At 43.7% G+C, this 11,916-nt stretch carries 8 protein-coding genes; 3 read left to right on the top strand and 5 right to left on the bottom strand.

What is annotated here, in order from left to right; translation table 11 throughout:
* Positions 1-70 precede the first annotated feature (70 nt).
* The gene (locus ACFSR5_RS00230; protein ID WP_380899484.1) at positions 71-562 is read right to left on the bottom strand and encodes a Sec-independent protein translocase subunit TatA/TatB; all 492 of its coding nucleotides are present in this window, start codon (positions 560-562) and stop codon (positions 71-73) included.
* A 194-nt stretch (positions 563-756) separates the two neighbouring features.
* Here ACFSR5_RS00230 and ACFSR5_RS00225 point away from each other — a divergent pair, with 194 nt between their 5' ends.
* On the top strand, positions 757-2,127 hold the full coding sequence (locus tag ACFSR5_RS00225; protein WP_380899482.1) for an MATE family efflux transporter: 1,371 nt from the start codon (positions 757-759) through the stop codon (positions 2,125-2,127).
* Between the two features lie 37 nt (positions 2,128-2,164).
* Here the strand turns inward: ACFSR5_RS00225 and ACFSR5_RS00220 are convergent, their stop codons facing one another.
* The 3 genes from ACFSR5_RS00220 to ACFSR5_RS00210 all read right to left on the bottom strand — a co-directional run bounded on the left by ACFSR5_RS00220 (position 2,165) and on the right by ACFSR5_RS00210 (position 7,560).
* On the bottom strand, positions 2,165-3,568 hold the full coding sequence (locus ACFSR5_RS00220; RefSeq protein ID WP_380899480.1) for a dihydrolipoamide acetyltransferase family protein: 1,404 nt from the start codon (positions 3,566-3,568) through the stop codon (positions 2,165-2,167).
* 98 nt (positions 3,569-3,666) lie between these two features.
* Positions 3,667-4,929 carry a competence/damage-inducible protein A gene (locus tag ACFSR5_RS00215; protein WP_380899478.1) on the bottom strand — a complete coding sequence of 421 codons (1,263 nt, stop codon included), beginning with the start codon at positions 4,927-4,929 and terminating at the stop codon, positions 3,667-3,669.
* Positions 4,930-4,947: 18 nt separating this feature from the next.
* The gene (locus ACFSR5_RS00210) at positions 4,948-7,560 is read right to left on the bottom strand and encodes a putative LPS assembly protein LptD (RefSeq protein WP_380899476.1); all 2,613 of its coding nucleotides are present in this window, start codon (positions 7,558-7,560) and stop codon (positions 4,948-4,950) included.
* 201 nt (positions 7,561-7,761) lie between these two features.
* On the opposite strand from ACFSR5_RS00210, the gene ACFSR5_RS00205 reads away from it, so the two are divergent.
* Both ACFSR5_RS00205 and ACFSR5_RS00200 read left to right on the top strand, forming a co-directional pair.
* The gene (locus ACFSR5_RS00205) at positions 7,762-8,628 is read left to right on the top strand and encodes an N-acetylmuramoyl-L-alanine amidase family protein (RefSeq protein ID WP_380899474.1); all 867 of its coding nucleotides are present in this window, start codon (positions 7,762-7,764) and stop codon (positions 8,626-8,628) included.
* Between the two features lie 62 nt (positions 8,629-8,690).
* On the top strand, positions 8,691-9,638 hold the full coding sequence (locus ACFSR5_RS00200; protein ID WP_380899472.1) for an MlaD family protein: 948 nt from the start codon (positions 8,691-8,693) through the stop codon (positions 9,636-9,638).
* Between the two features lie 137 nt (positions 9,639-9,775).
* Here the strand turns inward: ACFSR5_RS00200 and ACFSR5_RS00195 are convergent, their stop codons facing one another.
* Positions 9,776-11,869, bottom strand: coding sequence for a S9 family peptidase (locus ACFSR5_RS00195; protein ID WP_380899470.1), 2,094 nt, complete (start codon positions 11,867-11,869; stop codon positions 9,776-9,778).
* Between the last annotated feature and the right edge of the window lie 47 nt (positions 11,870-11,916).

Below are 11,916 nucleotides of genomic sequence, written 5' to 3'. Positions count from 1 at the left end.
GTAATGTATTGAAAAAGAAAGCTGTTGAACGGTCTCCAACAGCTTCTCATTTTGTATATTTTAAATAAGTTTATGCGTTTTTTGTAGGATCGGTAGACTGCGTATCCTCTCCTTTTGACTCTGCAGCAGGTGCATCGTTTCCTTCGGCGGCAAAATGGTCGCTATACCCATACGTATAGTGTTGATCACCAGAACTGGGTTGCTCTCCCGGGTGATGCGGCATACTATTTTCGGGCGTTGTAAACTGCGGGAAAGTCTTTTTCTCCATTTCTCCTTCCTGTTCTGCCAGAACAATTTCTTCTTCGTCCTTTTTTTCCTCTATTTTTGCTTGAACCGGTTGTACTGGAGTATCCTCGACCGTTACATCTAAGTCTTTTTCAAAATTATTGATCTGATCAGAAATTTCGCGCTTTATCCCTTCTGATGCATCTTTAAACTCGCGAATTCCACGTCCAAGACCTCTTGCTAATTCAGGAAGCTTCTTTCCACCAAACAACAACAGGATGATAATGACGATAAATATCATCTCCTGCGTACCAATATTCAAGAATCCTAAAACCATGTTCTCCTTCTCTTTGATTAACGTAATATGAAGACTAAGGTAAGTGTAAATTTACTTTTCCTCCAAATTTTGGTGTAAATATTTGGTAACAATTTCACAATCGTCATAGAAGATTAACAAAATTAAAAACTGATAATTTGCAAGCTGGAAAGCACAGCTATCGATACGGGATTCCGTACCTTTGTCGCTTCGTTATGTTACACAGATTCTACAAAGAAAATAAGCACTTCTATTGGAGTGCATTTGCGTTGGCAGGTCCCGTTGTGATCTCGCAGCTCGGGCAAACACTGGTGCAGACGGCCGATACGATTGTTGTAGGCAAGTTTGCCGGTACGATTCCGTTGGCGGCGGTATCCTTAGTACATTCTGTTTTTATCGTGGTCATGGTGATTGGCTTGGGGGTATCGTATGGCCTAACTCCTCTGATTGCGCAAGAAAACGGGAAAGGAAATAAAGAAACCTGTAGTCGTTTACTTTCGAATAGTCTTTGGCTGAATGTCATAACGGCAATTGTCTTATTTGCCGTCGTCAACTTTGGCTCCATGTACGCCATACAACATATGGATCAGGATCCGCGGGTGGTGGAAGCGGCCGAACCTTATTTGCTCATCCTGATGCTCTCCATTATTCCGCTCATGGTTTTCAATACCTTCAAGCAATTTGCGGAAGGTCTTGGCTTTACCAAACAGGCCATGAATATTACGATCTGGGGGAACGTACTGAATATTATTTTGGCCATTGTCTTTGTGAAAGGACTGTTTGGCATTAAACCCATGGGCATTGCAGGCGTCGGTTATGCAACATTGATTGATCGCATCTTGATGATGCTAGCTATGTCAATTTATGTGCTCCGCTCGAAAACGTTTAAGGCATACACCAAAAAATTTCGCTTCGTTCATTTTGAATGGGCACAAACGAAGGCCATTTTCAAGATCGGCGCTCCGGTAGCGTTACAATACGTGTTTGAAGTCGGAGCATTCGCCGCGGCCTCTGTCATTGCCGGGAAGATTGGTGCCGTGCAACAGGCTAGTCATCAGGTGGCCATTACATTGGCCGCCATGACCTACATGATGGCGAGCGGCATAGCATCTGCTGCAACGATAAAAACGGGCCATAGTTACGGCAAAGCCAATATGGTACACGTACAAAAATTTGCGACCGTTTCGTACCACCTCGTTTTACTATTTATGATCGTTTGTGCGCTTATTTTTGCTGTTTTCAACCAGTATTTACCGTTACTCATCAGCGACGACCAAGCGGTTATCACGATATCAGCACAACTCTTGATTATCGCTGGTTTATTTCAGTTGTTCGACGGCACGCAAGTGGTCGGACTAGGGGTTCTGCGTGGAATGGGTGACGTGAACATTCCGACATTGATCACCTTTATTGCGTACTGGGTGATAGGCATTCCGACGGCCTATCTCTTTGGGATACACTTTCAAATAGGAATACAGGGCGTTTGGTATGGCCTAACATTGGGTCTACTGACTTCGTCTTTGTTGCTTTTCCTCCGGTATCGACACATCATTAAGATCCGAAAGGCTGCCATGACAACGACATAAAAAAAGCGCGGAAATACGCGCTTTTTTATGTCGTCGGTTAAATCTCCCGATGCACATCCCAATTCTCTAGGTAATCCGCTACCCGTTTTAAAAATGTGCCCCCTAATGCCCCATCGATAACGCGATGGTCATAGGACATGGATAAGTACATCATATGTCGAATGGCAATCACATCACCATGTTCGGTCTCCAATACCGCTGGGCGCTTCTTTATGGCTCCAACGGCTAATATAGCGGCCTGTGGCTGGTTGATAATCGGTACACCCATAATATTTCCGAAGGCACCAATATTTGAAAACGTGAACGTACCACCTTGTGTGTCATCCGGTTTTAACTTATTCTCGCGCGAACGGACAGCTAAATCATTTACCGCTTTACTTAGTCCCACTAAACTTAATTGGTCGGCATTTTTTATAACAGGAACGATAAGGTTGCCCGATGGCAATGCAGCAGCCATTCCAATATTGATATGTTTGCGTTTGATAATCTGGTGACCATCTACCGAGACATTTACCATCGGAAAATCTTTCAGCGCTTTGCTGATAGCTTCGATAAAAATCGGCGTGAACGTTATATTCTCTCCTTCTCGTTTTTTGTAACTGTCTTTTACTTTATTTCGCCAGTTGACTAAATGCGTGACATCGGCTTCCACAAAAGAAGCTACATGTGGAGAAGTTTTAACGCTCTGCACCATATGGTCGGCTATCAGGCGGCGCATGCGGTCCATCTCCACAATTTCGTCACCGGCAGCGGACAATTTCGGCGTAGCAGCAGCTTTCTGATCAACCGCTTTGTTTGCGACCTGTTCAACGGGGGGCTGAGTCCCTTTTTCAGCGACCACAGATGAAGAAGATCCGGTTCCGCGTTGTTGCACATACTCCAAAATATCTTGTTTAGTGACGCGTCCTTCTGCTCCTGTCCCCGGGACGGCATCAAGTTCTTCTTGTGTGAGCCCTTCTTCTTGTGCGATATTTTTGACCAAGGGCGAATAAAAACGAGCTCCGGAGTGTAATGTGACACGCTCAGCCGTTCCTGCTTGCAAAAGATCCGTACCTGGAATCGCGTCCTCCATCAGAGGCATCTCCGTATATTCTGCTGCAATTGGAGGTACATGGTGTTCGCTGGGCTCAGCTGTAACCGTTTCCATAGGGTGCGCATCTTCTTTTTTATTTGAATGATCGGATTCCTCAGTTCCTTCTCCATCTACCTCAATCCAAGCGATGATATCCCCCACCTGAGCGACTTGATTTTCTTCAAATAACGTTTTGACTAATTTGCCTACAACGGGAGAAGGGACATCAGAGTCGACCTTGTCTGTTGCTATTTCGACAATAGCTTCGTCCTCCTCAATAGAATCGCCTACCTCCTTCACCCACTTTGTAATGGTCGCTTCAGATACGCTCTCTCCCATCTTCGGAAGCACCAGTTTATATATTCCCATAATAATATGTTCGTTGAATGAATTACTAAATTAACATTTAATCTACGTAATTACCATAAACAATATATAATATTTTAAAATAAGAACAACACAAAATATTATTCTACATCCAACATATACTCCTTTTTAAACAAATTATACAGCATAGTAAGCCCGGCAACGGCACTGCGCTCGATATTAATTGTTCTGTCGTTCTTAAAATAATAGGTTTTTACAAGGGTTTCGAAGCGCCCTGCTACCGCAATACAAACCATACCCACGGGTTTGGTATCGGTTCCGCCAGTCGGCCCGGCTATGCCACTCGTAGCGATCGCGTAGTCGGTGTGAAATATACGTTTTGCCCCTTCGGCCATCTCTTGGACAGTCTGTTCACTCACCGCTCCTTCTGTTTCCAACGTGTGCGGGGCAACATGCAATAGATTCACTTTTGCCTCGTTCGAATAGGTTACAGCTGCCCCTTGAAACACGGCGCTTGCGCCCGAAACGCCGGTAATAAGCGAAGAAATGTATCCTCCGGTACAACTTTCTGCCGTAGACAATGTCTGTCCCGCATGTGCGAACAAACGAACAATAGTCTCTTCAAAGGAAATATCTTCCTGCGCGACCACATACGCAGCTAAACGCATTTTAACTTGTTCGACAATCTGTTCTGTCTCTTCCGTCAGCTGCGACAAATTGGCCCCCACGGCCGTAAAGCGTAAACGTACTAGCCCTAGCTTCGGGAGATAGGCCAATTTGATATGTGCAGGCATTGCTTCTTCAATATCCGCAATTTGTCGGGCCAAATGCGACTCTCCTAAACCGACGGTCAACAGATATGCGTTGTATACACGTGTTTCCTGTTCGCGGGAACGAAGAATAGGCAACACGCGGTTTGTGATCAAAAATTTCATTTCGAACGGGACACCAGGCAGGAAAGCAAAATACTTGCCTCCTCGCTCGACAGACATGCCCGGGGCTGTTCCTACATCATTGAACAGGACTCTCGCATTCGCCAGCACGTCGGCCTGTTGTTTATTTATCTCCGGCATATCTTTATATCCGGTACGTTGAAACAAGGATTCAACATGCGCCAAAACCTTGGGATCTCGAACTAATGTCGTGTCGAAGTAGCGGGCAACGGTTGTTTTTGTCACATCATCTTTCGTTGGGCCGAGCCCCCCTGTGACTAAAACAATATCTGCTCGCGTTTCGGCCTCGCTAAGTGCTTGGCTGATCGCTTCTGCTGTGTCGGCAATCGATGTGATTTGCAATACACGAATATGTAGCGGAGCCAGCTGCTGGGCTATCCAAGCGGAATTTGTATCTACGATTTGACCGTTAAGTATCTCATCGCCTATAGTAATGATTTCTGCTTTCATAAAGCTGAACGATTTGAATTAATACCGGTAGTGGCTCTCGCGTTTCGTCAATTTGAGGTCTTGAAGGACGGAGGCCTTCGCGCGGATGGTAATATTATAACTCTTATATTGCCCAAATGGAGTCCACCCCACCGACATATCCCAGCAATGTAAATCACGATATATACTAAAGCGTGTCAGGGAAAGCGCTTGTTGACGAAAGTCGTACCCAGTATTGAACTGGATTTTCCACTTCGGTGTCACGTTAAAATCGCCATTTAAGTTGACGGTAGCTGTAACGATACTCCGCATGCGACGTTGCTCGGAATCCCAGTTTTTGTTATAGTTCATGCTAAACGAACCATTTAAATTCCACGGTATATTAAAATCTACGAAAGCGTTCGGATCCGTACTGATACGGGCCAGAGCATCAGCTTGCTCTTTGGTCATATTGGGCATCTGATTACGTAGGGAATCTAAATTATTGTTCCTGCTCTTGTTTGCCTGTGGGTTCAAGCTATAATCGAAGGATAAACCGAAGTTCGTCAAGCGCGCCAAACCACCTTCCTGCACAACAAATCGATCAACACGCATTCCTTCACTGTTCACGATATAAGGATCTAACGTACCATTGAAGTTAAGGTTAATTTTTTCATTGAATAGCGACGTTCGGCCTGAAAAACTTATGGTAGAGAGTTTCAGAGAGTCGGCCATGAAATTATAGTTACCACTAAACGTTAACCCTTGAAGTATTTTCACCTTCTTGAATCCCTTACCTGTAGTATCATTTTCGCTTCGGATCTTTGCTTCTAAGTTATTATCTACCGAAAATCCTATTCCCATAGATTTTCCGGCGCTTGGAGAACCATAAATACCTTTTTCAAAAATGGAATATTTTTCCAGCTGACCATTTTCATTAACAAACTCCCGGTAGTAACCATATCTGGGATCAGAGAAATCCGGCCGGTAGTTTAGGTTGACAGAGGGGGTAACCACATGTCGTATCGCTTCAATTTTGCCCATTTTTGGATACATCCCATATACCTTCGTTGATAGGCCGGACGACACTGAATAATCATACGCACGACGAAAACCCTGGACGGTATCGACAACTTGTGAAAATCCGTTAATTTCATTTACCAACCGCTTTCGCGTAGATTGCAAATACCAACGCTCGGTATAATTTACTGAAGTATTGAATTGGAAATATTTAAAAGCATTCAAGCTTAAACTTATCGGGATATTATGTTGAAAGCCGTTGCTGAATTGGTTCAATGCTTCTTTCTTAAATAAAAGTGAATCTTTGATCGAGATTGAGTTCCGCCCTTGCAGACTATACCCTACGGTAATACGTTGATACCACTTCTGATCACCGACGCGATTTTTCGAATCAAATGGGTTGAAAGTTGACACATTCAAACTAAATGTAGGCAACTCTAAATCGACCTGTCCTGTTGAAATATCTTGGCGATGACTTAAGCTGGAGGTGAAGTTGACCTTTCCGTCGGCGAACACTTTACCATAGGAAATGGACGAAGACATATTATTACGTGTGACGTCTTCAATACTGTTGGTCTGGTTGAACCCTGTATTTCGGAAGTATGAGCCTGTACCGAAATTGACGGAAGCGGAAAAGGATGTTCCTGGGTTTGCTTCCTGACGTTGCGTATGGTTCCAGGTCACGTTAAAATCTTTGTTCGTCCCGTAATTTTCCGTCCCCTCTACCCCGGCTTTTGTAGATGCATAGCGGATATTAAAACCACCACTGTACTTATAATTAACGAGATAATTCGTACGTACATTCGCTTCCCAAGATCCTTTGGAATACAAACTCGCCCGGATTTCGGAATCCCAATAATCGTTAAATGCCAAATACCAACCGATATCACGGAGGGCAAATCCACGGGTAGCGTCCTCTCCAAAGGACGGAAATAGGAAACCTGATGCACGTTTATTCTGACGGGGGAAGAAGCCGAAAGGAATCGCCACAAATTTTATAGGAATGTTCTCGACCACCAAATACGCCGGTCCTACAATAATATGGTTACCGGCCATCAGGCCTTTTGTAAACTGAATCCCAAAGTGTGTATGCGGAAAGGGCAGGTTACAGGTACTATACATTCCCGTTCTTAGGGACAGCTCGTCATAGAGGTTCTTTCGAACGACTTTGGCTTGAATGTATGCTCCATCTTGCTCTGTCATGATTCCATAGGTATTCCCTTCTTTCGTCTTATAGTCATAAATAAGGGAGTCAACAGATTTTGGTGTGTCACCGGGAAAAATGACAACGGGCCGTCCCACGTACTTCCCATTATGATCAGTCACCCCGCTAGCAAAAAGCTCATTGGTATTTCTGTCGAGACGAATATAATCGGCCGCCAACTCAAACTCTTGATATTTCACTTTTGCCCCCTTATACAGGTGAAGGATATTTTTATTGACCTGGTTCCAAGAGGAATCATTGGCTACAATCGTCACCACGGTCTCCAGGCCATCTTGATCCTTCATCACGACGGTATCCGTTCCTTCTGTCGTTTTTAAATGATTTTTTGTAGTGTCCGTTACAATTAATGAGGTGTCTTGAGCGTTAGAAGATGTAGTTTTCGAAGGGTCAGCTATCTGTGCATAAGTTGGCAAAGAGGCCGCAAACACAAACAAGATACTACAGAAAAAACAAGTTAACGCCTTCAATGTTAATTACGAATGTTATTTTTGTGAGAATTTAAACTTTCTTTGGGCAAAAATAGTCAAAAAACATTTAGAAAGCGTGACCAACGAACACGAATGAAAAAAATAAATTTTACGCTACTTTTGCATATTATTTAAACGACGATACAATAGGATATTATACACATGACAAAAAATTTAAATGTAAAAAAACTGAGTGTCTTAGTTACGGCGATTTTTACGTTAACCTTTTCCACCTCATCCATCATCCCGCCTCCATCTAAACAAGAGCCCCAAGGTGTAGCCCAAAAAGTTAGGACGATCGTGCTCGATGCGGGGCATGGCGGCCATGATTATGGTGCGCGCGGCCGTCAATCCAACGAAAAAGATATTGCCCTCAGCGTTGCCTTAAAACTCGGCAAAAAGCTTGAAGCAGAATTGCCCGGAGTAAATGTTGTTTTTACGCGTAAAACAGATGTGTTTATTCCACTTTACGAGCGCCCAGCTGTTGCGAACAAAAATAAGGCAGACTTATTTATCTCTATTCACTGTAACTCGGCGGATTCCGATAGACGCGTAAAAAACAAACGAGGTCGTTACGTAACGACAACGGTTAGAAAACCATCGGTACACGGCACCGAAACCTTCGTCTGTGGATTCAATAGGTTGGGAAGTCAGGACGTCGCTATCCGGGAAAATGCGTCCATCTTACTGGAGGAAAATTACAAGGAAAACTACGGCGGATTTGACCCGAAAGATCCATCTAGTATGATCGTGTTCCAATTAATGAAAAATCAATACCGCCGAGAAAGCATCAAGCTCGCCTCCAATATGCAGGACGAATTTGTGAAATCATCGCGTGTAAACCGTGGCGTTCAGGAATTATCATTGGCCGTGCTTGCCACCGCAGGTATGCCATCTGTCCTGACGGAGATCGGATTTATCAGCAGTCCGTCTGAAGAAGAATATATGTTATCTTCCGCTGGACAAAATGAAATTGTAACAAATTTATTCAATGCAATAAAAACATACAAAACTGCTATAGAACGATAAACATTTAGTACATTAGTTTGTTGTTATTGCAATAGTAGATTTAATATTACGCACACCATATTTTGAAGATAACGAACGAAACAAAAGTAGGCATCATTACGATCGTTGCCCTAGCATTACTATTTATAGGTTACAATTTTCTGAAGGGGAATGACGTCTTCAGTAGCGAAAATGAGTTCTACACAGATTACGACAATGTAGATGGGTTGACCGTATCCAAGCCTGTTGTTGTCAATGGTTATCAGATTGGCCGCGTTTCTAAGATGGATCTATTGGCTAACGGAAAGATCCGTACACATTTTAAAATAAAGAACGAATACGACATCCCATCCAATTCTGTCGCTCGAATCGTAAGTGCAGACCTATTGGGAAGCAAAGCGATTGTATTTGAACTGGGCAACAGTAAGACAATGGCAAAAGACGGAGATCCACTACTGTCTGATGTACAAGCTAATTTATTGGAAAAAGTAGAACCTCTACAGAAAAAGGTGGAAAATCTAGTCGTCAAGCTTGACTCTGTTCTTTCAGCAGTCAATACGGCTTTAGACAAAGAGTTTCAGCGTGATTTTAAAAATAGCCTCCGTAGTATTTCTGTTTCCCTAAATAACATGGAACGTATTACAAGTGATGTCGAAGGACTTATGGGATCCGAGAAGGTCCGGTTAGTGAAGATTATGCAAAACCTGGAATCGATTACCAACAACTTTAAAAACAACAACGACAAAATCAACAACATATTGGCTAATTTGGATCATCTTTCAGACGACCTTTCCAAGACGGAAATCAAAGCGACTATAGATAATGCAAACCAAGCTATGAAAGATGTACAAGCTATCACTAGTAAAATCAATAATGGTGAAGGCTCTATCGGTCTTCTCCTGCATGACGACAAGCTGTACCACAACTTGAACAATGCATCTGCAGAATTAGACAACCTTGTCAAAGATGTGAAAGAACGCCCAGGGCGGTATATACGATTAAGCATTTTCGGAAAAAAAGACACCAAATAATTTCGGTGTATTGTTTATAAACAACAAAGCCATTATTTAAGAAATGGCTTTGCTGTTATCTGAGATTTATGTAATCGTATGCCGGAAAAGTGAAACTCCATGTTTCTAAAAGAGCTCGGACACAGTTCCAAATTGAACTATAAAGTTTCCTTTAACCAGGCGAAGAATTCCCTTTGCCAAACCTGTGCATTGTGTCCGGAGAGTACCCAGTGGTTTTCCTCGGGCAAATAAACCAATCTACTTTTCACATTCTTCAACTGTGCTGCCTGAAAAGCCTCCAGTCCTTGCCCTACAGGTACACGAAAGTCCTTACCACCTTGGAATATCAATATCGGTGTATTCCATTTATCAATATGCTTTATTGGGTTAAATGTTGTATATGTCTTTTCATTCTGCTTATCCCAATAAGGGCCTCCCAGATCGTAATTGGCAAAAAACAGCTCTTCAGTCGTACCGTACCAAGAGGTCATATCAAACAATCCACAATGTGAGATAAATGTTTTAAATCGCCCCTCGTGTACCCCCGCCAACATAAAAACCGAATAGCCACCATAGCTAGCGCCAACCGCCCCGATACGAGCTTTATCCACATAGGGCTCTTTCGCTAAATCGTCTATGGCAGACAGATAATCTTGAATCGGTTGTCCGCCCCAATCCTTACTGATGGCATGGTTCCATTCCACACCCCATCCGGGCATGCCTCTCCGGTTTGGAAGAATAACAATGTAGCCCTGTGATGCCATCAACTGAAAATTCCAACGGAAAGAGTAGCCTAAAGTAGTCGCGGACTGTGGCCCTCCCTGACAGAACAATAAGGTGGGATACTTTTTCGTCGGATCAAAGTCGGGCGGGTAAATAACCCAAGAGAATAAGTCTGCCCCATCCGATGCTTTCGTGAATCGACCCTCGACCTTTGTTTCTGCAAGATTATCGAACACCTCATCGTTCACGTGCGTAATCGGCGTCAAGGATCTTTTCGCTAAATCGTATATATAAATCTCCGCCGCGCGTGTCATGGTTGTTGAAGACACAACAAGTCCGCGAGCAGTTTCTCCAACGAGGTCACCGATATCGAATGCCCCTTCACTAATCTGCTGAACTTCCGGCGTTTTCGTTTTGCGTGCAGACGAGAGATCGATGGCGAACAATTGCACGGTTCCTTTTGTCGGAGCCGTAAAATACAGCCGACGGCTATCGTTGCTCCAGATAAAAGAATTGACCGTACCGTCCCATGCATCGGTTAGATTAACCCGGGTCGTGCTTCCTCTATCAAATAAGATGATATCATTCTTATCGGCTTCGTAGCCGTCTGTTTTCATGCTTAGCCAAGCTAGCTTTTGTCCATCTGGACTATACAGCGGGTGCGTATCATAGCCCTTCAGCCCCTCGGTCAGGTTAGTCGTTGTCTTTGATACCAAATCGTATCGGTAGATATCGGTGTTGGTAGTTGTCGCATAATCTTTACCGAATCGCTTTTTACAGACGTAAAGAACCGCTTTCCCGTCGGGAGACCATGTAAAATCGTCCGCACCGCCAAACGGAGCCTGCGGACTATAAAAGGGCTCCCCGTCTAACAAATCGATTGGATCCCCTAGCGTGCCGCTATCGTACGAAGCAACAAATGGATGGTTAAACCGTCCATTATTAAACGTATCCCAATGCCTGTAATCCAGGTTATCGTAAATGTAAACGTTCGACTTTGGAAGATCCGCGTACTTGTCTACACTATGATACGGATGAATGAGAACCGATCGACTAAATAACACGTGCTTACCATCCGGAGATAGTTTAACATTCTCCAGCCCGCCCTCAATATTCGTCAATTGCTTGGCCTCTCCTCCTTGTAACGGTTTCGACCAGAGTTGTCCATTAACGAGGTAGATGACCGTTCCATCTTTGCCAATCTCTACGACGGACGCTCCTCCCGCATCATCGGTAAATGACACCGGAGTACCGCCTGCCACCGGGACAACGAACAGGTTTTTTTCCGATTTATTCTCTCCAAAACTGTAATTAGAAAGGCCATATATTAAAAACTGACCATCTGCGGATAATCCCTCCGCGGAAACACGCCCCAATTGCCAAAGCTTTTCAGGCGTCATGACATCCTTTTCCAAATGATGTAATTTATTGGTGATTAAAGCACGATCTACACGCATTTCCCGTGCCTCTTGCGCAAACGCGTTCAATGACATACATATCGCGCAGGTTAATACAGAGACTTTATTCATAAAAATGTTGTTTAGCCCTGCAAGTTAAGAAATGTAACGTCTTTCTC

The sequence above is a fragment of the Sphingobacterium suaedae genome (assembly GCF_042684625.1).
Classification (GTDB): Bacteria; Bacteroidota; Bacteroidia; order Sphingobacteriales; family Sphingobacteriaceae; genus Sphingobacterium; species Sphingobacterium suaedae.
This window is presented reverse-complemented; position numbering and strand designations above follow the sequence as displayed.